The 24,814-nt window shown below is 44.5% G+C and carries 16 protein-coding genes and 3 pseudogenes; 3 read left to right on the plus strand and 16 right to left on the minus strand.

All coding sequences use genetic code 11. The annotated features are described in order from the left end of the window. Positions 1 to 157: 157 nt before the first annotated feature. The 16 genes and pseudogenes from JCM10512_RS08440 to aroQ form a co-directional block, all read right to left on the minus strand. Entirely contained in the window at positions 158 to 2,230 is a 2,073-nt protein-coding gene (locus JCM10512_RS08440; protein ID WP_044162176.1) for an alpha-galactosidase, read from the minus strand. 7 nt (positions 2,231 to 2,237) lie between these two features. Next, positions 2,238 to 4,102 (minus strand): annotated as a pseudogene (locus tag JCM10512_RS08445) (FAD-dependent oxidoreductase). 21 nt (positions 4,103 to 4,123) lie between these two features. Then, positions 4,124 to 5,725 carry a DUF4832 domain-containing protein gene (locus JCM10512_RS08450; RefSeq protein ID WP_044162178.1) on the minus strand — a complete coding sequence of 534 codons (1,602 nt, stop codon included), beginning with the start codon at positions 5,723 to 5,725 and terminating at the stop codon, positions 4,124 to 4,126. 89 nt (positions 5,726 to 5,814) lie between these two features. Further along, positions 5,815 to 7,457, minus strand: a pseudogene (locus JCM10512_RS08455) (SusE domain-containing protein). 20 nt (positions 7,458 to 7,477) lie between these two features. Then, positions 7,478 to 8,572, minus strand: a complete 1,095-nt coding sequence (locus tag JCM10512_RS23625; RefSeq protein WP_244437028.1) for a RagB/SusD family nutrient uptake outer membrane protein — start codon at positions 8,570 to 8,572, stop codon at positions 7,478 to 7,480. 2 nt (positions 8,573 to 8,574) lie between these two features. Further along, complete coding sequence (locus JCM10512_RS23630; RefSeq protein WP_244437030.1) at positions 8,575 to 9,198, minus strand: RagB/SusD family nutrient uptake outer membrane protein; 624 nt, start codon at positions 9,196 to 9,198, stop codon at positions 8,575 to 8,577. Between the two features lie 17 nt (positions 9,199 to 9,215). After that, positions 9,216 to 12,605 (minus strand): SusC/RagA family TonB-linked outer membrane protein, encoded by a 3,390-nt coding sequence (locus tag JCM10512_RS08465; RefSeq protein WP_044162179.1) that lies wholly within the window; start codon positions 12,603 to 12,605, stop codon positions 9,216 to 9,218. A gap of 57 nt (positions 12,606 to 12,662) precedes the next feature. Next, a complete protein-coding gene (locus JCM10512_RS08470; RefSeq protein WP_044162181.1) occupies positions 12,663 to 14,219 on the minus strand; it encodes a DUF4832 domain-containing protein in 1,557 nt (518 codons plus the stop codon). Positions 14,220 to 14,364: 145 nt separating this feature from the next. Beyond that, on the minus strand, positions 14,365 to 14,790 hold the full coding sequence (locus JCM10512_RS23635) for a FecR family protein (protein WP_244437031.1): 426 nt from the start codon (positions 14,788 to 14,790) through the stop codon (positions 14,365 to 14,367). After that, positions 14,787 to 15,290: a FecR family protein gene (locus tag JCM10512_RS23640; RefSeq protein ID WP_244437033.1), complete on the minus strand. Its 504-nt coding sequence runs from the start codon at positions 15,288 to 15,290 to the stop codon at positions 14,787 to 14,789. Before JCM10512_RS23640 ends, JCM10512_RS23635 begins: the two co-directional genes overlap by 4 nt. Before the next feature lie 129 nt (positions 15,291 to 15,419). Continuing rightward, positions 15,420 to 15,962, minus strand: coding sequence for an RNA polymerase sigma factor (locus tag JCM10512_RS08480; RefSeq protein WP_044162183.1), 543 nt, complete (start codon positions 15,960 to 15,962; stop codon positions 15,420 to 15,422). A 585-nt stretch (positions 15,963 to 16,547) separates the two neighbouring features. Then, positions 16,548 to 17,774, minus strand: a complete 1,227-nt coding sequence (locus JCM10512_RS08485) for an FtsX-like permease family protein (protein ID WP_044162185.1) — start codon at positions 17,772 to 17,774, stop codon at positions 16,548 to 16,550. After that, complete coding sequence (gene rbfA, locus JCM10512_RS08490; protein ID WP_044162189.1) at positions 17,771 to 18,103, minus strand: 30S ribosome-binding factor RbfA; 333 nt, start codon at positions 18,101 to 18,103, stop codon at positions 17,771 to 17,773. Before rbfA ends, JCM10512_RS08485 begins: the two co-directional genes overlap by 4 nt. A 21-nt stretch (positions 18,104 to 18,124) precedes the next feature. Continuing rightward, a pseudogene (locus tag JCM10512_RS08495) lies at positions 18,125 to 18,761 on the minus strand (O-methyltransferase). Between the two features lie 12 nt (positions 18,762 to 18,773). Continuing rightward, positions 18,774 to 20,228: a pyruvate kinase gene (gene pyk, locus JCM10512_RS08500; RefSeq protein ID WP_044162191.1), complete on the minus strand. Its 1,455-nt coding sequence runs from the start codon at positions 20,226 to 20,228 to the stop codon at positions 18,774 to 18,776. A 111-nt stretch (positions 20,229 to 20,339) separates the two neighbouring features. Next, positions 20,340 to 20,771 (minus strand): type II 3-dehydroquinate dehydratase, encoded by a 432-nt coding sequence (gene aroQ / locus JCM10512_RS08505; protein WP_044162193.1) that lies wholly within the window; start codon positions 20,769 to 20,771, stop codon positions 20,340 to 20,342. A 73-nt stretch (positions 20,772 to 20,844) separates the two neighbouring features. Here aroQ and xerD point away from each other — a divergent pair, with 73 nt between their 5' ends. The 3 genes from xerD (at position 20,845) to JCM10512_RS08520 (ending at position 24,810) form a co-directional block, all read left to right on the plus strand. Beyond that, on the plus strand, positions 20,845 to 21,804 hold the full coding sequence (xerD, locus tag JCM10512_RS08510) for a site-specific tyrosine recombinase XerD (protein ID WP_044162194.1): 960 nt from the start codon (positions 20,845 to 20,847) through the stop codon (positions 21,802 to 21,804). 136 nt (positions 21,805 to 21,940) lie between these two features. Continuing rightward, on the plus strand, positions 21,941 to 23,635 hold the full coding sequence (locus JCM10512_RS08515; RefSeq protein ID WP_044162206.1) for a tetratricopeptide repeat protein: 1,695 nt from the start codon (positions 21,941 to 21,943) through the stop codon (positions 23,633 to 23,635). Between the two features lie 110 nt (positions 23,636 to 23,745). Beyond that, complete coding sequence (locus tag JCM10512_RS08520) at positions 23,746 to 24,810, plus strand: TlpA disulfide reductase family protein (RefSeq protein ID WP_044162208.1); 1,065 nt, start codon at positions 23,746 to 23,748, stop codon at positions 24,808 to 24,810. Positions 24,811 to 24,814: the final 4 nt, after the last annotated feature.

Raw genomic sequence — 24,814 nt, forward strand, 5'->3', positions numbered from 1 at the left:
TCGGATTGACTGTTAACAGCTATCGTCTCAGGTATTAATCTCCTACAAATCGGATATTAACACCTGAGAGATCAGACATTAACTCTCTGCAAACCGTATGTTAAGAGTTTATCAGTCGACTCTTGCTATTCAACCGAATCGCCTGCGCAGGCATGAGTTACTTTATTTGATATTGATACATCACAAAATCATTGCTGTGGGGAAGAGAGACCTTCACTGCTCCTCTTCGGCCAACGGTAAGTGTTGCTGATTCACCATTGCCAAGCACGCGTGTACAGGTTACTACCGCTCCCTCGGGCAACCAAGTCTCTACCCAGGCTTCCGATTCTGTATTATCTTCCCGATAGATAAGCAGATAGCCGCTTTCAACGCCCTTTTCCCGGTTAATGGACTGGAATCCCGTCCACGAACGCCCGGAAGGTTCATCGCCAACCGGAAGAATGGTTCCTTTATGAAAATCATATTGCACCTTCTTGTATTGCTCAACTAGACTCTTTATCGCAAAAGCCTCAGCCGGTAGATTGGAAGCTTCCATCCAGGCTAACGGCTGTCCCGCCATGGTGGTAGCAAACAAGTATTCGAAACTGTAGCGAGCAGGAGCAAAGGGGGCAGTAGCAGGATACTTATCGGTATTGCGCCATTTATTAAGAAACTCGATCTGCATCTTTTCGGCAGGTACATAGCGAGACAGCATCCAAAGGTTGCGCAGGGTACGGTAGGGATAGTAATTGCCCCAGTCGGTATACCGGTTTTCCAGAAAGATATTGCCGTACTCGTTCATATAGTGATAACCACCGCGACGACCGGCGGTGGCGTCGAGGTTGAAAATCACTTCATGGTTGGTTTGCGATAAGACAGTATCAAACAGTTGACGCAAGTTCTGCTCGGCTGCTTTCGTCGGTATTTGTAAACCATCTATCTTGAAACAGCAGATACCGTACTTCTTATAAAGCCCGATAATGACTTCTGCATCTTTTTGCCAATCGGCAAAATCATCCTGCACACTAGGATTGAACCATAATCCGACCCGAATACCCAACCTCTTCCCTTTCTCTACGATGGGTTTCAGCCCATGAGGGAACTTTGTGGGGTTAGGCGTCCAGTACTCGTTGTTTTTCCAAATATCTTTAAAGCTACCTCCGGTCGTCTTTGAGTTAGGGCTTTTCCCACTCTGCCATCCATCGTCCAGCTGAAACAGGGTGACTCCCATACGTGCGGCACGGTCTAACTCAGCCAGACAGAAAGCCTCATCGATCTTGGCATCTTGACTGCGGTCGCCCCACGTATTGAGCATGATCATCTCATCCTGCACAGTGGTATAGTGACGCAATTGTTTTTGATAGTTACGCAGTGCAGTAAGAGCTTCTTGTTCGCCGCCGGTATAAATACCGGTAACGCATCCATACACACGGGTCCAGTTATCCGGCTTAACATCATTCGTTGCAATCCCCAAACCCACTACCATAAAATCGCTAAAGTCAGCTACAAAATCGGAACCGCCATAATTTAATTGGGTACTACTGCTAGGAGCCTCTTTCAAGAAGAAAAAGCCTTGCTGCGTATCCACATCATGAGCGAAAAGCAGATTGCCACGATAGGTATTGCGACGATAGGGCAACCAGGTTCGTTCGGTCATCAGATTATCGTTCCAATCGGTATAATCGAAGAATTCTACCGTCCGGGCACGCCAATGGTTACCTATGAGTTGTAATCTGTCGAGCGTAGGAGTTTTTACCCCCGTAGCCATATCGTCTGTATGCTCTATGTTTTTACGATCGGCATTCGAACGATTATCATCTTTATGCTGATAAAGTTCTACCTGCCCCTTCAGATAGGTATCACAGGCAATGGCCGGGCAATCCGCATAAATACGATAGCGACGCTCTATGCACAGCGAACCGATGGTAGAAGCCACGGTAACCTGCAGATAATTAGCATGTATACCATTCGTTGATATCTCGCTTACGGTAAGTGTAGCGTCTTTAGAAGCACCTTTCACAAGAGAGAAATCGGGCTGTTTGCCATCCGCTCGAATGATTTCCCCACGTTGCTTATCAGTGAGGCTAATGGTGATAGGCGCACCATTATTCCACAGCATGGTGCGCTCCATCCAATCATTGCCCATGCGTAGTGTGTCGCCTTTCAAGAAAGCATAATAGGGCTGTGCTCCCCAAATCGGCAACCCCAATAGGGTTGAAATAAATAGCGTGATAATACTTTTTCTACTCATAACTTGTTTACGGTTTAGTGTAAGCTCCCGGAACCTCCAACAGCTTGTTGGGTTCGTTAAAACGTTGGTTATCGGGCACATTTTGCTTGCCTAAGCCTGCACGCATAAGCTGCTTTAACTCGGGCAAATGATGATGATAAATGGCACGTGGTTCTACACCATGTTTGTGGCAAAGTCCGGCTGCCATACCTACTACTTCACCCATCATACCCGTAGTACGCATCACACGTACCGTACCCAAGGCCACGTGGGTACAACTCATGTTGCGACCTGCCATAAAGAGGTTATCCACATTGCGCGAATAGAGACAGCGGTAGGGGACAGCATAAGGGTGAATCCAACGATGCACTGTAGCCGATTTGAATTCATTGCCGGGAAAGCGCACGCTGTTCAAGCTATCGGGGAAATGAAGGTCGATACTCCAAGTAGTGGTAAACGATGCGTCCTCGTGCGCCACATTCTTATCGATATCGTCCTGCGCCAAAACATAGTCGCCTAGAAGACGGCGTGATTCACGCTTACCGAGAACGTAGGCTACCCAGTCGAGCGAACGCTCGACATACGTCTTATGGTCTTCATGGTGATTCTTCAGATAGCTCCAATTGGAGTAAATTACCAACAATCCATAGTCGCGTATGCGTTCAGCCTCGATGATTTGGTTGCGGTTCATACCCGTTTCCCACTTCCATTCGCCCATCGTTACCGACTCACAATTATCGGCACCAAAGCGAATGCCATATTCAAAACGGGGAAAAGAAGTTTTCTTCTTCATCTCCTTGCTATACCACTGTATCGAAGCTCCCATCACCATCGAGTCGGGTTGTGTGGGGGCAAGACTCTCTCCATACTCATCCCGGCCTTCACGCCCCATGGCCCAATCGGCACCAGCTAAATAACCTATGGTAGCATCGCCCGTGCAGTCACTAAAAAGAGGAGCCGCCAGTTCTGTTTGTTCTCCCGTCTCGATGTGCTGAATAGTAACCGAAGCAACACAATCACCCTGCATCGTAACGGACACAGCTCGCTGTGAAGCATAGAGGGTTATGTTGTTTTCAGCTGCTATAAAGTCTTCTTTCTTCTGATCTTCATAGTAGTCTCCCGGCTGGGCATTGCCGCCACGTTTGTGACCGAACTCACGTATCATACGTCCCAACCCCTCGTTAGGCCCCTTTTCAATGATGCCGCCCAGATGTACACGTACTTCCGACGAATTGTTTCCACCTAGTATGGGACGGTCGTTTACCAACGCCACCTTGCAGCCTAACCGGGCAGCCGACGTGGCGGCACACATGCCGGCTATACCACCTCCTACTACCACGAAGTCGTACGTATGGGTGGCTCGTGTGTGTTGTTGCAAGCGAGCGCGAAGTGCTGCTGTCTCTGCTCCACCCCATGTAGCGGGTTGCGCATTCGCATCGGTCGTGAGGTAGATGGCATCGCAACGGCCATTGAAGCCTGTGAGGTCTTTCAGCGCAAGAGTTGTAATTCCGGCTTTTAGAACAACCTTTCCGGCAGACTGCCATTGCCAAGAGTTACCAATATGTCCCAGCGTCGTTTTCAACAACTTACCACCTAAGGCCAGTCGGAATTTCCCAGGACCTTCGGCATCGGTCCAAGGCGAAGTCCAGTTATAGGTACGGGCATATACGTAGTAAGTGCCGCTTTGGGGATATTGATTTCTGCCGTAGCATCGTCCACAGGGATACCCATGCCATGTGCCATGAGATAGGGCGAACCCATTTGGTCCATGAACTGCTGGTCGAGCACCCAGCCACCTCGCCGACTGAAGCTTTCTGCCTCGACAAGCAGTTCTTGGGCTACAGCAGCAAAGGTACAGGCTACGGCTATGCATGTTAGTAAGATTCTTTTCATCATAGCACAACGTTTTTAATATTATTGAATAGTTATATCACCTACTTTAACCCAACCTTTGAGAGTCTGATTCTCATCGCGGGCTGAGATTAAAATACCGATGGCATTCTCTTTGGTAGTATCAACCAGCCCTACTGCCCACGTGTAGGTACCTGCGGCTACATCCGTGAGTTTGATGTTGCTCGTGTAGGTTTTGGGCTTTCCTTTCATCCAAGTCGAAATATCGGCTTTTTCTTCTATATAGATGCGAACGGGTTCCTCTGTACTCTTGTCGAGTAATGCAATAGCTAACTTGTACTTGTCACCGTATTGCCGCAGATTGGTGGGACAGTAACCCCAACCCAAGTTCGACCAACGATGAGTAAGTGATACGCTACCGCCACTACGGGCCGTAGTAGGAATAGACAGACGATCGGGATAAAGGCGATAACCACCTTCGGCTATAAACTCCTCTACCAAGTGAAAAGCGGTGTTGAACCAAGAGTGAGTTTCACCTGTGTTTACATTGGTATCGAAACGGAGATCCATCATGTTGACATAACCACCCTTCGCTTCATCATATTCCCCCTGCCGCACCTCGGCGAAATTCTTATAACCGTCACCGGCAATAGAACCACCGTGCGATGATTCGACCCAGCCACCTTCCATAATAATGGGAACGACACCGTGGTATGTTGTAGTAATGCCACGCTCCCAATCTTTATAATATTGCTTCATACCGAAGGCATCATGACGCAAGCAGAAACCCTTAGCTACGGCGCGTTTCACCATATCGGCGGCTACACCGGTATCGGCATCACTAAATCCTTTGTTACCCAGTAAGCAGCGGTGATAGTTGATCATAATGGGCACTTTGGTGAAGAGCCGCGACATGACGTCGGTAATCCACTCGAATACAGCTTGTTTGGGAGTTTCATCGCCTGTGGAGTATTTCAGGGTGTGAGTTTCGCCCCATTGTCCCAAGCCGAAACCACTCACGAATTGCGTGACATCCGGATCGTTGTACTTGGCTGCAAAGGCAGTGAGGAACTCCTCATACTCCTTCTGAAAGATGGGATCGTCGGGATAGGGTGTCCATACGTTCACACTCCCCGTGGTGGTGGTGAACCCTTCAGCACCAGCCTCTTTTACATAAGCGGGGCAGGCGTCATCGTGCTTATCCCGGCTATCGCATACAAAGGTGAAAGCGAGTTTCAAATTGCGTTCCTTAGCTCCTTCCACCAGCATACGGAACCGCTTGGCCGGTCCGGTCTGTAGCGTCTCATCCCATACATATTTCCCCCTTTCAGGGTTGAAATTACTCCAGAGACCACGTACGTAAAGGGTACTTCCATAGTCAGATACCTTTACAGTACCTTCGGATGATTCAAAGTTATCGTAAAGATCCCAGAAGTTCATCATCATGCCATCTCCAATACCCGAGTAGATAACCCAACCATTCATCGGGTTACGCAGCAGTTTGTAGCGTTCGGGCTTGATGTTGACAATGGTGTTGCCTTCGATGTTCCAACTATGGTCGGTGACAAGGGCATCATCATCCGAACAAGCAGTGCTAATGAAAGGCGTAGTAGCCAACAGACACAGCGACAAGGCTTTGATGCTGTTTTTGATTATTTTGTTCATGGAATATATGTCGTTTATTGTTATTATTTAAAGATAGCGTAAGAAGTGAAGTGATTGAGATTCCACTTCTTACGCTGTTCACATTAAATTTAGTTCGTATCGAAAAGTACCGTGTTGTTCTCCAAGTTCACCACCACGTAGTTACACCTTCGGGTATAAGGAAATAAGCATAGCGGTTATTGCTTTGACCTGTTACAGCACTCTCTACTTTGCCTGCCACTACCTCCGTATATCCGTTGTAACTATTGCGAATAGCGTCAGCTGTAGAACCTACGAACCATCCGTTGTTGGCATATCGCAACGTACTGAAGTTCACCCAACCGGAATTTGTCTTTCCATAGTTATCCTTGTATTCATTGCGAGGCAATACTTCACCTTTATAAACAAAGACTTTCGGATTGGCAGTACTCTGAATGAGGTTATACTTCACTTGGCAGTACTTGAGGCTTTTCCCAGTTTCTTCGTCAGTACCCGAATCGTAAGCAAAGCTATTGAAACCACCATACATATGCAGTACATTGAGTTCTTGACTCCATGGGTTTTTCCCCAGTTCGGTATTGTTGAATGATACGGTGAGCGGTTTCAGATCGGTAGCAGCCGAATAGATGGTAATGGATTTCTCTTCCTTATTCAATACGATGCGGTAAGTACCATCGGACGGAATGGTCCAATACTGTTTATCTACTTTGCTGATGAGTACTTGCCCGAACGTTGCCAGCTGCCCATCCTCGATGTCGTGGTTATCGACTATTTCCGGTACAATAGCCATCGCTTGCTCTCCTTCGAAGGTCAGCGGGATGTAGAGACTACCAGCTTTCAGTTCACCACGCCAAGCATAAAGTTGATCGTTTTCGAAGGTTTGAACCATCTCAATCTGTTCCCCACCCACAGCGCTACCAGCCAGGAATAGTTGGTCGGCTTCAACTACCGCACCCGCTTCAACTATCTTCACGGTCTGTTTGCTCATGTTGACGGTAATGCGATAGGTCGCTGCAGATGGAATCACCCACGAATTAGCTTCGGTGCGGTCGGCTATGACGCTCGCCATCTCACTGGTGGTAATGGAAGCATCAGCAGTCTCCGGTCCAATGGCATTCAACTCGTCGGCATAGTCAACAGGGAAGTTAATCTTACCGGCAGCCAAAGCTCCTTCGTAGCTATAAATTCGATTTGTCTCGTCTTTCAGCGTCATCTTAACATTATCGTCGCCTACAGCGGTTCCTCCCACATAGAGAATATCGGCTTTATACTGTTTAGGGCCATAAGTTTTGAACTTCAAAGTAGCAGTAGCAATATCGGGCACCGTAAGGCGGGGACCTTCAAAGTTGGCTGTGACAGTGAATAGTACTTCGCCAATGGTACTGGTGGTGAGGCCGAAGTGGTCGACCAGCATTTCCTGCATCTCGCGGTTCGTGTACGAGCGCAGGAATTCGCCATCGTCATCAAACTCCTTGATGTTCTCGGCATCGCTACCGATAAGCTGTATCTCGTATTTATAAGTCGTGATGTAATCTTCACCAAAATCGTGAGCGGTGCTCCACTTCAGCGTAAAAGCTGTTTCATTGGGTTTGCTCTCATCGAGCTTAATATATTCACCCGAAGGAGTCAACTCAATCTCCGAATGGTTGCGTGAGGCGGTATTGTCTATATCCTCTTCGCACGAGGTAACCAGCATACTCATTATTCCCACAGCCACCAAACCAAGGTTTCTATATAAATGCGCTGTTTTCATGTTCGTAATAGTTTATAAGATTAATAACCCGGATTGTTAGGCAATAAATTGGGACATAACTCTACATCGTGTGTAGGCAGCGGCCACAAGTATTCGCGTTCGGGGAAGATACGCTTCGCTCCCTGCGAACAATAACCGGCATTAAAGAGAGCGGCAAAGTCCGCCAAACCATCGTCATCGATCTGTGGAGTCATTCCCCAGAACCAGAGGTTCTTATTCACCACATTGTTCAGCAATTCGGTAGGGTTGATAAGCATGATGTAATTATAACCATTCAGCGCTTTCCCTGCCAACTTCCAACGCATCAAGTCTTGCAGACGTTGGTTCTCCATGGCAAACTCCATGCGACGCTCTATACGCACGGCACGGCGTAATTCCGCTTGACCGGTAGCAGTCACCGCAGGATAGCTATCAGTAGCTGTTACATCCACACCATAAGCACGGGCACGTACCATATTAACAGCCTTCAGCACACTGTCGTCAATCAGATTCTGCTCTATCATAGCTTCGGCATAAATCAGCAGTACGTCGGCATAGCGCATTATGATGTAATCTTGCTCTACCTTTTGGTCTACTGCCCAAGTAGCATCAATGCCTTTCTTCCACAACAACCCGGTATATGAACTATATTGATTCACGATGCGAGTATCCTGGTTGCTTTGTGCCTTACCTGTCGTGTAGTTCATCACGGTTTTAGCAGCGGGACTGGGATCGTATTCGAAGCCACAGTGCTCGGTGTTGAACTCAACGATGGTCATTGTACAACGCGGGTCACGGTTCTTGAAAGGGTTGCGAGGATCAAATAACTGAGACTCGTCGATAGGCAGTCCGTCGGTACAAAGGTACGAAGCCAAGAGATCCCATGAGGGATTGTACGAGCCATATCCTCCGGCATTACGAGGAAGACCATTCTTCACAATCCAAGCGTCGAGCATCACTTCGCTTTCAATAGAGCGAGGCAATACGAAGACCTTCTCATCATTCAGCTTCGTACTCTGTTTGAAAAGTTTAGCATAGTCGGGCTCCAAAGAATAGAGTTTAAGATCCATGCAAGCCTTAGCGGCTTTAGCAGCGACCTCATAGTCTTCCATATAGAGGGCAAAGCGAGCTTTCATCGCTAGGGCGCACCTTTGGTGGGGTGGATATTTTCTTCCTTTCCATAACTTTCGGGCAAACCGGCAATGGCTTTATCAAAATCAGCATACACCAAAGGAAGTACTTCTGCTTTAGGCTTGCGACCGCGTTGTAAAGCTTCGGAAATGGTAATGGTTTCATCCTGATAGGGTACATCGCCATAGAAGAATACCAGTTCGGCATACTTACAGGCACGGCAGAAGTAAGCCTCCCCGGCATAACGATTGTAAACCTCCTCCGTCACAACACCTTTTGCTTTGTGAATATTTTCAAGCATGGTGTTGGCACGGGCAATGAGTTTAAATGATTGTTGCCACAAAGCATATACTTCGTACTGCTGACCGTTCATGGTTCCATCAAGCACGGTTCCACCACTTCCGGGGTTACGATTGGTTTGCCGATAGGTTGTGTTGTCCGACCATTGTTCGGACGAACTAAGGGGTTCTTGCCAATAACCCAAAATATAGAAATCATTGGCAGCCATACGCAATTCTGTTTCGGATGTGTACCACGACTCGGTATTACCTTGCGATTTGGGTACCAAGTCCATGCTCTCGCAAGCAGCAAGACTCAGGCACATTCCGGCTAATAATATTTTTGTTTTCATATTCTATTCCAGTTTATTTAAAAGTTAACTTGTACACCCATTACCAAAGAGGTGGTAATAGGATAAGCCGAGGTACCCATTTCAGGGTCCCAACCATCGGGGAAATTGCTCAAGCAGAAGAGGTCACTAGCGCTCACATAGAAGCGGGCGCGGTTTATACCCACTTTTTGTATCCAACTCTTAGGAAGGGTATAACCTAGTGTGACGTTCTTCAAACGGAAGTATGAACCATTGAACATCCAGTAGTTAGAAGTCGTGTAGTTGTTGCTCTTCGATACGTTCGAAAGACGGGGGTACTTGGCTAACAAATTCTCCTCATCGGTATTGAAGGGACTCCAATACTTATTCTCGAGAATGGCCGGTACGTTACCGTAGTTATCACGCAGAGGTTGCACCATAGAAGTAGAGAGATAAGCATTCTGCTTGCCAATACCTTGGAAAGCCAGACTTAAATCAACACCTTTGTACGAAGCATTGAATGTTCCACCATACTGGAAGCGAGGCAGTGAGTTGCCCAAGGGTACACGGTCGTATTCGGGACTGATTATGCCATCGGGTACTCCATTGGGACCGCTGATGTCACGATACTTCAAGTCACCCACCGTAACGGTAGTACTCGTGCGAGCCGAGTTATTCACTTCTTCTTGTGTTTGATAAATGCCTTCGCACACATACCCATAGAATTCATTGAAGAGCACACCGGCACGTTTTATCTTCCCACCGCTGATTTGCTCACCATCATTCATATAGTCAATCTTTGAGAGGAAGTCTGAGTAATTCACATTGATGCCATACTTAAAATCACCTATCTGGTCGTTCCATGCTAATTCGATATCATAACCATGAGTAGACATCTTACCGGCATTCGTACTAGGGCTGTTATAACCCATGAAGTAGGGAATCTCAATATTCAGCAACATGTCTTTAGTCTCTTTCCAATAGTAATCGAAGTGGAACTGCAAACGGTTGTTAAAGAAGTTCGCATCCAGACCTAAGTCGGTACTCGTAGTCGTTTCCCACGTAATATCTTCTACAGCCAACACTGCAGGGCGAGCTGTTTTGTCAGAAATAACACTGCCATCAGCCATGTAGAAAAGCGAATTACCAAAGCTCATCAAAGCAATGTAGGGGAAGTAGTTACTGCCGATACGTTCGTTACCCAGCATACCCCATGAACCACGCAACTTCAGGAATGAGAGCCAATCCAGTTTGAGGCTCTTCATGAACTTCTCTTCACTCACCACCCAACCAGCCGAGAATGAAGGGAAGGTACCCCAACGATACCCTTTGGCAAAACGTGAACTACCATCGTGACGCACATTGGCTTGGAACAGGTAGCGATCGGCATACGAGTAGATGACACGACCAAAAACCGAGTTTGAAGTATACTCGGAACCTGTACCGCTATTGGTTTGGAAATCTTCCGAACCGATATTGAGGTAAGGATAAGCGGTAAGTTCGTATTTATCGCGGGCAGCACCGAGGCTTTCGCTCTTCATGTAGTAGTTTTCGAAACCAGCCATCACGGTGAGGTTGTGTTTACCAAAGGTCCCCATGTAGTTGGCAATAGCCTGGCTAGTGACGTTGTAATCGTCGTTGCGAGTTTCAGTCAGCGAATTGGTGGTCCAAGTGCTTCCGGAGTCAAAATAACCGCCAAAGGTTTCGGGGTCATCGGCTAGGGTGTATCCGCATGAATTCCTAAATGCTTTCTTCTTTTGATAATTGATGAAGGGGGATACAATACCCGAGATGCTTAATCCTTTGATAGGCTTGAAGGTTAGCGAACCTTTACCTGCCACCTGCGTACTATGAGCTACCGAACTACCACCGGCTACAAGCAATCCGTAGGGGTTTGCGCCACTCTTACCCGAAGCCAAGCGACCATCGCTCCAAGTAGCCGGATAAATGGCGGGCATCTTACGCATGGTATCGAATGGGTCGTAGTTTGTGGCGGTACTCTTCGCGTGACGGATATTCACATCTATCTGAGCACTGAGTTTATCATTGATATTAAAGTCGTTGTTCGAACGAAACATATAGCGTTGGAAGCCTCGACCATCGTAAAGGCCATCTACTTCGTCATACGAAAGGGTAGCCACCGACTTGACCGCCTCGTTACCACCCGATACAGAAAGGGTGTGAGTCATACGGGGAGCGCTCGATTTCAAAATCAAATCAGTCCAATCGGTTATGGGATAGTTGTTGGGATCGGTAGCGTTATATTTCACCCAGTTCTTGGTTTTATCAGCTGTATATTCTTGAAAAAAACCTCCGGTAGGATTGTCATTGTAATTCAGCTCGTTGCTCATTTCCAAGTAGCGGGTAACACCTACCATACTCGGTTGTTTAGTCGGGATTTCCCAACCAAATTCAGCATTATACTTTAGGTTAATTTTACCAGTATCGTTGCCGCGCTTAGTAGTAACCAGGATAACACCGGCCGCCGCTTTCGACCCATAGATACTAGCAGCCGCTGCATCTTTCAGTACGGAGATACTCTCTACATCATTAGAATTCACATAGTCGAGCGAACTTTGCACACCGTCTACAATCACCAGCGGACTCGATTCGCCCATAGTGGTAATACCACGCACACGGATAGAGGCAGCACCTGCACCCGGAGCCGAGTTGTTACGCGTCACCATCACCCCCGAGAGCGTTCCTTGCAAAGCATTGGAGAGCATCGCTGTGCGTTTGTTTACCAGTTCTTCTCCCTTTACGGCTGATACCGCACCGGTGAGGTCTTTCTTCTTTACCACACCGTAACCGATAACAACTACTTCGTTGAGTGCCTTGCTAGACTCTTCCATGACTATGACATACCTGTTCTTGCTATCTATCCGCACAACTTTATCTACATAGCCTACATAGCTGATGAGTAGTTCGCTACCTTCGGCAGCATCTATTTGAAACTTGCCATCAAGATCGGTAATGGTAGCTGCATTACTATCCTTCACACGAACTGTAGCACCGATCATCGGAAGCTCTGTTTCATCAACTACCTCGCCTGATATTCGCTTCGCTTTTTTCACTTGCGTAGCCCGACTCTTAGAAGGATTAGCAGTGATCGTTACCTGACGATTCTGAATGTGATACTTCAAATCAGCTAGCCGACATACTTCCGCCAATATTACATTGATCGTCTTACCTTGCAATTCGATATTCACCTTGTTGTCAAGACGATCTTTCACTAGCTGATCATAGACAAAAACATATTTGCTATGTTTCTCAATGTAGTCGAACACTTGTTTCACAGTCGAATCTTCGGCTTTGAGGATGTACATCCCATTCACCTGTTCGATCGAAACAGTCGACGCGCTAGAATAAGTGGGCAGAGAAAGCAGCCCAGCCAGACAGAAAGCTTTAACAAAACTTACTGCTGTAGTTGCGATTGTTTTTCGATTCATAATATTAAGATTGATAAGTAATTTCTATCGCATGGCGATTTATTATTAATGTACTAGTTACTTTTTGATTTCGAGTTTGCCAATCTTGGCCCATCCCTCGACTAGAAGTTTTTTGTCGACCGCCATCGCCAAGCCTGGTTGATATGCTTTGGTCGTATCGACTAACCCTATAAGCCAGGTGTAACTCCCCTTTGGAAGAGCATCCAAGCTAACAGTTGTGGTGTAATGACCATCATGCCCTTGCACCCAAGTCGAGAGATCTGCCTCATCTGCAAGCTGCTTTTTCACAATGCGATGCTTATCATCCATCAAAGCAATGCAAACTTTATATTTCCCTTTCCATTGGGGGATGTTAGTAGGACAATATCCCCAACCTAGATTGCGCCAATTGTGCTGCACACTGACTCGTTCACCTTGCCGAGCCTTATTCACGAAACGCACCTCAGTGGGATAGAGTCGATATCCTCCCTCACGTTCGAAGCGCTTTACTAAATCGAAAGAAGAGTTGAACCACGAAGCGACTTCATCACCAATGCGAAGATCCATCATATTAACGTGAGCGTTGCGACTCTCTTCGTACTCACCCAAGCGTACATCCTCCGAGTGACCTTGGCGATACTTGCCACAAGGATCAATCCAATAACGGTGCTGCCCTCCGGTAATCCATCCTCCCTCCATAATAATCGGTAAGCGATAGCGATAAGTGCGAGCAAAGTTCTTTTCCCACTCTTCGTAATAACCAGTCATACCAAAAGCGTCATGCCGAATAGTATAGCCCTTGGCAATGGCTCTTTCAAGCAATCGTTTACTATCGGGATGCGGTGCTGCCCAACTGATAGTATCTCCTACCAAGCGATGGTAGTTTATCACCAACGGCACACGCTTAAAGGCTTTCGCATAAGCATCCGTAATCCATTCGAATACTTCTACTTTATTTGAGTAGTTATTATATTTCACAGCATGTGCTTCACCCCACTTCCCCAATCCATAAGCATCTATAAAGTCGACTTTATCGGGATCATCAAAGGCAAGGGCAAACGCTTGAAGGAATTTCTCGTATTTCTGCTGGAATACAGCATCATCGGGATAGGGCGACCAGACTTGTGGATTGTTGGGGTCTTGGAAACCTTTGGCACCGGACTCCTTGACATAAAGCGGTGTGTTCTGCCCCTGATCGCGACTATCTACATTGATGCGGAAAGCCAAGCGCATACCACGTTCACGTACGGTAGCAAGCAATTTATAGATACGTGAGTGGGGATCCTTCCAAACATACTTACCCTCTTTACTCTCGAGCATGTTCCAATTAATGCGAATGTAACATGTACCGGCATAATCGCTAACGCGAACAGTCGAGTCTCCACCATTCACAGGCATAGCGTCATAGCGGTGAGTTTGCCAAAAAGACTCATCCCATGTACGACCTAAATACATCACCCAACCTGTAAGGGGATTTTTGAGTACTGAAGTGGTGTCCGGCTCAAAACGGACTGTTTGATCAGGTGCTTTTCCCTCGTTAGCGATAGTTAGTTGCGTATATTCGGAAGCCCACCCGTAGGGAGGAAGCGCTGCCATAAACAGCATAAATGTGTATAACAAAATGTGTCTTTTCATCTTTTTAATAGTATTAATGGAGTACAACCTCTCCTTTCGAAAAGAATGCAGATCTCCTCTACCTTGCTATGAAGGCATTATAAATTGGTTAATAATAAGGTTTTATGCTATTATTTCATTCAGAAATAACTGATAACAAAAGCAGCTACTTCTTCACTAAGTAAATTGTATCCCCATGAACTTTTATACGAGTCTGCGTCATGGTTTCAATGGCTCGCAAGGTTTCATTTACATGATCACTAAGCATTAGCTTACCGTAAAATCGTTCTGCCACCATCTCATCGTCAAACAAAATAGTCACCCCATAATAATGGCTGAGTCGTTGTGCTACAGACTCTACACTTTCACCATCAAGGTTAATCATACCCTGCATCCAACATATGTATTCGTCGGTATCCACAGCTCGTTTCTCGGCAAAACTACCCTCTTGCAAACTCACCAACTCACTCGGCTTCATACGTACCCGATCATTGTTTGCCGTTTTTAGTTCTACCGATCCTTGAACCAGCACCACTTGCGAATCCGAAGCATCATAATTGTTCACATTAAATTTGGTTCCAAGCACCTTCACACTAAAGTTATCAGAATAAACCAAAAACGGATGCTCGCATCGTGTGCCACATCAAAGTAAGCCTCACCCTTCACATACACCTCACGGTAATCGCCCTCAAAACGCTTGGGGTAGCGAATTATGGTACGCGAGTTGGCTATGATCTTAGTGCCATCAGCCAACATCAACGTCATTCTATCGCCAATAGGCACTTCCACCTCCTCATCGTAAACACTAGCGACTAATTCCATAACCTCCGTGTGAGGTAAACTACTGATCACATTCTCTGTGACTATATATCTAATACCTATTAAAAGTAGCAACGTTGCAGCCGTTGAGGCAACATACATCAAAACACGTCGCTGTTTGCTTTTGCGTTCTTGTTGATGTATTTTCAAGAAAGCTTTTTTCTTAATGACCGAGATATCTATCTCGGCGGGAGTTCCATGCTCTATAAACGCCTTCAGTTTGAGGTCGCTCGGCAAATCTCCATGTGTACAATCATTACTATCTTTACCCATTTTCAACTCTTTTTATCCTTTCAATATCTTTACCTTATAAGTTGCTTCTATTTATAAAGACGCAAAGGTTCTATTTATCTATAGGTTTAAAATCAACTTTTTTTCTTAGTGCTGCTTTTTTTTTCTAAATCATCCATCCACGAGCCTCTTTTTTAACGTATTCATAGCATATCCTATATGGTAATTCACAGTAGAAAGAGAGATTTGCAACATCTGAGCAATTTCCGCATAAGGCATCTGTTCTAGTTTTGCCAGGAAGAATACATGTTTGCACTTAGGAGGCAGACTATTGATTGCTTCATTTAAACCCTGTATCTCTTCACGCGAAAGCATATCGTCAATTGGACTTTGCATGTCAGGGAAAGCAAAATCTTGAAGTTCCTCAAAAGATATTTCTTGATTACTCTTTGCCTCTTTACGTAAATAAGATATTGATTTTCGATAAACAATCGTATTTAACCAGCTCGACATGCTAACAATTTCCAAAAGTGTTTTACGTAGTCTCCATACTTCAAGGAAAACATCGCTCAGCACCTCTTCGGCCATCTCCTTCTTGCTTAGGATGCCAAAAGCGTGATAATACAACCTCTTCGAGTATCGGTTCATGAAACTATTAAAGGCCAGTTCATCCCCTTTTGAAATCAACAAAAGTTCTTTTGTCAGGTCTTCCATTTAAGATATATTAGATTGCTACTTATATATATTGACACATAGAGTTTATGTATTATATAGGTCTACCTATGGTATATTAAGTTTTTTTACCAATTAAGACACGTTCTAATCGAATCATTCTTCAACAAATACCAAGGTTGATGATACAGATCGAAAGGCAAAGGTGGGGAATTTCCATCCAAAAGGCGTAAGAAATATACAAAAAACATCCCAATTAGAAGTAATAAACAGCTTTTAGCAAGCTCATTTTTAGAAAAGCTGCTAATCGTACGGACAGGAGTTACTCTATACTCCTTAAGTTTTTCAAAAGAGATACTCCATCTTATAAAATCGAGAAGGGCACAACAAGATTAGAGATAGAGACGATTCGAAAAGTCTGGGGAAACGACAAGCAGCCAAAGCGTCATTGATCAAGTAATAAAGCCCGATCTATTCTTTCTCTCATAGAAGTTTTTGTGCGACATTTGCCGTCACCGCTTGCTGTCACCGCTAGCCAGCTTATAGTCAAATAGGTAAGTGCCAGATGTGACCGAGTGACAGCAAATATAGTAAAAATAACTCTTGTGTAGAGTAAATTAGAGAAAGTTACAGGAGCCGCTTACTCAAATAGCGCACCGGATACCATACTGAAAGGAATCCGACAGCAAGTACCGTAATAAAAACGAGCACGACATCCCAGGCATGGACACTAACCGGATAAGCGTCTACAACAAAAGCACCGCTTCCACCACCCAGTGAGATTACGCCGAATGTCTGCTGGATGAAGCATAAGAGTAATCCTAGAACGACACCGATAATCGCGCCAAAAAGAGTTATCAGCCGGCCTTCGAATAGGAAAATGCGGGAAATTAGTTTATCACTGGCACCCAGGCTACGTAAAGTTATAACATCATCTTTCTTATCCAGAATCAGCATCGAAAGAGAGCCGATTACATTAAAGCAGGCGATCATCAGAATAAAGGTCAGGAACAGATAAGAAATTAATTTTTCGATCTCCATAATGCGGAAAACATCCGCCTGTTGCTGATAACGATCCTGCACCACAAAGCCCTCACCCAATATCTTCTCGATGCGTTCTTGTACCGCTGCGATATTTGCATTGGGCTTTAGTTTCAATTCGATGGCGGATACTTCGGTGGAATAGTCCAACAGATGTCGTAAAAATTTAAGAGAGGTCAGAATATATTTCCCGTCGTATTGCTGCTGATTCACAACAAAGACCACACCGGGAGAATATAGGTAATCACGATTAAAAGATGCACCGGGGTTTGCCATATTCACTTTGGCATTCCGCTTAGGCAGATATATCTGCAAGGGGTCTACAAACTCAAGTCCGGTTCCCAAGGTAGCTACCAACTCCACCCCCATCACTCCATAATCGACGATGGAATCATGCAGAAGAAAGTGCCCCGTTCCGTACAGAATACTGTCAATAGCAGTCAGCTGCTCGAAGTTGTCTTCAACGCCTTTCAAAACGACCATAGCCTGACGATCTTTATATTGCACCATCGCATTCTCTTCAAGCGTTTGCGTAAATACATCCACTTCCGGAAGAGAACAAACGGTACGGATGCGCGCATCCTGTCCATCAAAGACCTTGCCTTCACGAACTGTAACCTTCAGCTGCGGATCGAAAGCGGTAAAGAAGCTGGCAACCATATCCTGAAACCCGTTAAAAACAGACAATGTGCAGACTAACGCCAGGGTTGCCAACGCTACTCCACACACAGATATGCCGGATATTATATTGATCGCATTATGCTTCTTCTTGGAAAAAAGATAACGCTTTGCTATATAGAAAGGGAAGTTCACTTGAGCAATGAGTCAATCTTTTCGATATAATCCAGCGAGTCATCCACAAAGAATTTCAATTCGGGAATAATACGCAGTTGATGGCGCACCCGAGTTCCTAATTCATAACGGATAGACTTCATGTTTTCGTTAATATTCTTCACCAGTTCATCGGCCTTCTCAGAGGGAAAAACGCTGAGATAAGCGCGAGCGATACTCATATCCGGACTAATACGTACGGCACTTACTGATACCAGGGTACCATGCATCGCCTTCGTTTGTAACAGAAAAATCTCACTCAACTCCTTCTGCAACAGACGAGCTATTTTACTTTGTCTGGTTGTTTCCATAATTTATCTCCTATTCCTATTTTACTTTTTTCTTATTATCGTCAATCCATCACGTAGAGGTAGAATGACTTTCTCGACCCGGTCATCTTTTGCAATAAAATCATTAAAGATCTTTATTCCGATGGTTTGCGCATCTGCGTTACGCGGCTGTTCCACCACATGCCCATCCCACAAGGTGTTATCGGCAATGATGTATCCTCCTTTTGCCAGGTTAGTCAAAACCATTTCGTAATAATCGACATATTTGCGTTTATCACCATCAACAAAAGCCAAATCGAATGTTATATTTAAACGGGGAACCAACTCAAGTGCGTCCTATATAGAATTTTATTTTATCAGCATATGCTGAGTTCTCCAGCCAAGGACGCGTAAAATCTTCTTGCTCATCATTGATTTCAAACGTATGCAACATTCCGTTTTCCGGTAATCCTTCTGCCAGACAAAGTGCAGAATAGCCACTATACGTTCCTATTTCCAACACTTGACGAGGGCGAATCATCTCCACAAACATTTTCAACATCCGTCCCTGCAGATGCCCGGAAGCCATACGGGGACGGAGTAGTTTTACATGCGTATCACGATAAAGCGCTTTCAGATAATCACTTTCCGCGTCAATATGCTGCAAAATGTATGCATCAAGTGATTCGGTATTCTGCATTACAGCCAGTGTTTACAGATAACGGTTTTTATTAGGTAAAACAGTTTCTTCCGAATACTTCAACGCATCTTCTACATCGTTAATCTCGAGGAAAGAAGTCTGTGTTCCTGCCTTACCACTGCTCAAATAACCTACCATATCGCTCGGTTGCAAACGTCCTTCTTTCAGCAGACGACGCAGTGCAGCGAAATAATAATCTTGTCCATTGGCCAGTTCAGGCATATAGATAGCCTCTACACCATAAGACAACGCTAAATGACGCATTGTTTTTTCTTTGTAACAGATAGCCAACACCGGATACTTTCCACGGAAAGCAGCTAGGTTACGAGCGGTGCGTCCGCTATAGCTATCGGTAATAATTGCACGTATCTTCAATTTGGCAGTTGCCTTAACAGCTTGTTTAGCCAAAAATGCGGTAACATCATTGCTATCGTCCAACGGAATGCGAATATCATTCTCTTCCAATTTATCTTGTTCTGCCTGGGCAGCAATCTTAGCCATTGTCTTCACAGCCTCTAGCGGATATTTTCCATAAGCTGTTTCACCGCTCAACATCAACGCATCTGTGCGATAATAGATTGCATTGGCAATATCAGTCACTTCCGCACGGGTCGGACGTGGATTATTGATCATTGTATGCAACATTTGCGTAGCCACGATAACCGGCTTTTTAGCCAAAATACATTTGCGGATAAGCACACGTTGGATGCCCGGAATACGTTCTTGCGGAACTTCAATTCCCAAATCTCCACGAGCGACCATTACGCCGTCGGCTACTTCCAATATTTCGTCGATATTGTCTACACCCTCTTGATTCTCAATCTTAGCGATAATTTTAATGTCGCTGTCATGAGCATCCAAAATAGCCCGAATATCAAGCACATCTTGTCTGTTACGTACAAAAGAGTGAGCGATAAAATCAATATCTTTTTCAATTGCATAAAGAATATTGTTCTTGTCTTTTTCAGTCAGCGAAGGCAAGTTTATACGAACTCCGGGTACATTAACGCTCTTACGGCTACCAAGTGTTGCCTCATTCTTAACCTCACAAATCAATTCGCTGCTGTTTTTGTCGACAACTTCCAGTTCCAACTCTCCGTCATCAATAAGTACGGTACCTCCAATTGCAAGGTCATGCACAAATTCAGGATAAGAAACAGCGATGCACTCACGTGTTGTTTCCAAATCCGGATTGCCTACTATTTTCACTTTATCACCGATCAAATACAGAATTGGTTCAGCACTGGCAGTAGTCCGAACCTCAGGTCCCTTGGTATCCATCAAAATGCCAATGCGATTGGACACAGTCCGCACATTGGCAATCAAAGCTTCAAAACCGTCACGACTAGCATGTGCCGTGTTCATACGAACCACATTCATACCGGCATCGAACAAATTTTGTATAAAGTCTACATCGCAACGTCTATCAGAGATGGAAGCGACAATTTTAGTCTGTTTCAGTAACATAGTCTTTCTAATATATTTATGTATTATCTTATTCTAAATTCACAAGCAGGATAAACCCGGAAAATCTCTATCTTCTAATGCGTCAAGTCAGAGAACTAAAGTGCTACAAAGCTATTTAATCGATGAGGAATCCAACAAAGCTTCCACTGCCAATCGGTAAGAGTTTAATCCAAAGCCACAGATAACTCCCTTACACGCACAAGCAATCATAGAAACATGGCGGAACGACTCGCGCGTATGCACATTGGATATATGAACCTCTATCACCGGTGAAGTCACCGACCGAATGGCATCTTGCAATGCGATAGAAGTATGTGTATAAGCTCCGGCATTCAATATGATACCGTCTACTTCGAATCCGGTCTGCTGAATACAGTCTATCATTTCCCCTTCCACATTCGACTGGAAGTAATCGATGGTAACATCCGTATACCTTTCCCGAAGCTCACTCAAATAATCTTCAAATGTAACACTTCCATATATAGAAGGTTCACGCTTACCCAATAGATTAATGTTGGGACCATTAATAATCTGTATCCTCATCGCGCAATCTTTATTTTTATGATACCTTTGCATCCAAAGAACAATATTTCAAGATGCAAAGGTAGAAAAAAGAATGGAAATCAACGAAAAAAAACAGAAGAAGGATGCACAAGAACAGATAATCAAAAAGTATCAACAATACTTGAAGCTGGAAAAGTCACTATCTTCACATACTTTAGACGCTTATCTTACTGATCTTGACAAGCTTTTGAGCTTCCTCACACTGGAAGGTGTTGACGTACTGGAAGTCTGCCTGGCAGATCTCCAGAGTTTCAGCGCCGGGCTACACGACATCGGTATCCATCCCCGTTCGCAAGCCCGCATCCTCTCCGGAATCAAATCATTCTTCCGCTTCCTTATTTTAGAAGATTTTATAAAGGCCGATCCTAGCGAACTCCTCGACAGTCCCCGTATCGGCTTCAAACTACCCGAAGTACTGACCATTGAAGAAATAGACAATATTATCTCCTGCGTTGACTTAAGCAAAGTGGAAGGGCAACGCAACCGAGCCATTTTGGAAACACTTTATAGCTGCGGCCTCCGAGTGTCTGAACTGACCAATCTGAAGTTGTCCGATCTATACTTTGAAGAAGGATTTATCAAAGTCGACGGCAAAGGAAACAAGCAACGACTGGTACCAATTTCTCCACGAGCCATCAGAGAAATACAGCTTTATTTCATGGATCGGAATCAAATCGAAATTAAAAAAAATTATGAAGATTTTGTATTTATCAGTCAACGCCGGGGAAAGCCTTTATCGCGCATCATGATTTTCCATCTCATCAAAGAGTTGGCCGTGACAGCCCAAATTACCAAAAACATAAGCCCACATACCTTCCGGCACTCTTTTGCCACTCATTTACTCGAAGGAGGAGCCAATTTAAGAGCCATTCAGAGTATGCTGGGACATGAGTCAATTACGACCACAGAGATCTACACACACATCGATCGGAACATGCTCCGCAGTGAAATAATAGAGCACCACCCTCGAAATATCAAGTATAGGGCTGAGAAAGGGAATGATTTTCATTAAATTATGATAAAATCAGCCCTTAATTTACATATATATTTTAAGATTTAATATCTTTGCGTTACTCTTTCTGCGGTTTAGCAGCCAAAGTTTGTGAATAGGCGATATTTCAATTACAAACATTTAATTTATACCTAAAATGACTAAGAAGTTGTACTTGCCTTTACTCATGGCAATGTTTGTTGCATTATTCTCTTCATGTAGCAAAAAAATGGGTGAATTATCATCTGATTACTTCACTGTGACTCCACAAGTGTTGGAAGCTGTAGGTGGTAAAGTTCCTGCAACCATTAACGGCAAATTTCCTGAAAAGTATTTCAACAAGAAAGCAGTAGTAGAAGTAACTCCGGTTTTGAGATGGAACGGTGGTGAAGCTAAAGGACAGACTGCCACATTCCAAGGTGAAAAAGTAGAAGGTAACGACCAAACTATCTCTTACAAGGTAGGCGGTAGCTACACGATGAAAACATCTTTTGACTATGTTCCCGAAATGGCTAAATCTGAATTGTATCTAGAATTCAAAGCTACAATCGGCAACAAGACAGTTACTATTCCTGCGGTGAAAGTAGCTGATGGTGTAATCTCTACTTCAGAATTACTGAACAATACATTAGGAAGCGCTAACCCTGCTTTAGGTGAAGATGCTTTCCAACGTATCATCAAAGAAAAACATGACGCTAACATCATGTTCTTGATCCAACAAGCTAACATTCGTTCCAGCGAATTGAAGACAGCTCAAAACTTCAACAAAGAAGTTGCTAACATTAACGACGCTGCCAACAAAAAGATCAGCAACATCGAAGTATCTGCATACGCATCTCCAGACGGTGGTGTAAGCTTGAATACTACTTTAGCTGAAAATCGTGAAGGTAACACAACTAAGCTGTTGAGCAAAGACTTGAAGAAAGCTAAGATTGACGCTCCGATTGATGCAAAATATACTGCACAAGACTGGCAAGGTTTCCAGGAGTTGGTATCTAAATCCAGCATCCAGGACAAAGAGTTGATCCTTCGCGTTCTTTCTATGTACCAAGATCCTGCTCAGAGAGAGCAAGAAATCAAAAACATTTCTTCTGTATACAAAAACTTAGCTGACGAAATTCTGCCTCAGTTGCGTCGTTCACGTTTGACTTTGAACTATGAAATCATTGGTAAGTCTGACGAAGAAATTACGAAGCTTGCTTCTTCTGATCCTTCTCAGTTGAATATCGAAGAGCTGCTTTACGCTGCTACACTGACTAAGAATGCTGCTACACAAGAAGCTATCTATACACAAGCAACCAAACAGTTCCCTAACGATTACCGTGCATACAACAACTTAGGTAAGCTTGCTTACCAAGCTGGTAACGTTGACAAAGCTGAATCTTACTTGAAGAAAGCTGCTAGCATCAACGCTGCTCCTGAAGTAAACATGAACTTAGGTTTGGTTTCTTTGGTGAAAGGCAACAAATCTGCAGCAGAAGCTTACTTCGGTAAAGCAGCAGGTACGAAAGAATTGGGCGAATCAATGGGTAACCTATACGTAGCTCAAGGTCAGTACGAAAGAGCTGTTAACTCATTTGGTGATACCAAAACTAACAGTGCTGCTCTGGCTCAGATTCTGGCAAAAGACTACAACAAAGCTAAAAACACATTGGCTAGCGTAGAAAAACCAGATGCATACACAGACTATTTGATGGCTGTACTAGGTGCAAGAACTAACAATTCTTCTATGGTAACAAGCAGCTTGAAGAGCGCTGTTGCTAAAGAACCATCTTTGGCTAAGAAAGCTGTAACTGATTTGGAATTCGCAAAATTCTTCACTAGTTCAGACTTTATGAGCATCATTAAATAAGCGAAAACAACCCTTATTTAAAATATAACGAATTGCCCGTCACACAAATGACGGGCAATTCTTTTTTTTTATCTTCAAAAACCGTACTTTCGCAGAAAAGAATACAAAAGATGAAGCATATAGGTCTCTTTCTAATCATAATTACCGCATTATTCGGCTGCAAAAACGCATCGAAGCAGATAACGATCAGTGGAGAAATCAAGGGATTAGGTACCGACACCCTTCTCTTATACGGGTTAGACGAGTTGTACGATCGCATTGATACCGTTTATGTCGAGGACGATAAATTCTCATTTCAAACGGACATCGATACAGCCACGTATGTAGCGTTATTATTTAATGACCGAACAGAATATCCAATCTTTCTGGATAAAGGCAACCATATTAAGATTGAAGGAGATACCAGTAACCTAAATCGCCTTCATGTAGAAGGTAATATATATAATGAGGAGTTCACCGCTTTTCAGTATGAGTTGGAGCAAGCGGGTTTATCATCTTCGAAAGCAATTGAAGAGAAGGCCGAAGCATTTATCAAAGAACATCACTCCTCATTTGTCAGCCTCTACCTGCTAGACAAATACTTCGTGCAAAAAGACGAGCCGAACTTCGAGAAGATTAAGTCCTTAATCGATGTTATGACGGGTGTGCTGCAAGACAAAACCTACATTGAGAAGCTGAACGAGCAGATTGCTCAAGCCGAAAAAACAGACGTAGGCAAATACGCGCCATTTTTCAATCTGCCGAATGCTAAAGGCGAGAAGATCAGCCGTTCCTCCGAAGTCTTCAAAAAGAAGAATCTGTTGATCAACTTCTGGGCTTCCTGGGGAGATAGCATTGCCAATAAACAGACCAACAGAGAACTACGTAAGATATACGACTCCTACAAAAAGAGCAAATACTTTGCCATGCTTGGCGTATCTTTCGACATCAACAAGCAGCAATGGAAAGATGCCATTAAGAAAGACACCTTGAATTGGGAACAAGTTTGCGATTTCGGCGGACTCAACTCGGAGGCAACCAAACCGTATAGCGGCGAACAACTACCCGCGAACATTCTCCTTGCTCCTGATGGTAAGATACTGGCTAAAAACCTGCAAGGCGCGGAGTTAAAAAAGAAAATAGAAGAAGTCGTGGCCGAAGCAGCAGAGAAAGATAAGAACGACAAGAAAAAATAACCAA

The organism is Bacteroides reticulotermitis JCM 10512 (genome assembly GCF_000517545.1).
GTDB classification, from domain to species: Bacteria; Bacteroidota; Bacteroidia; order Bacteroidales; family Bacteroidaceae; genus Bacteroides; species Bacteroides reticulotermitis.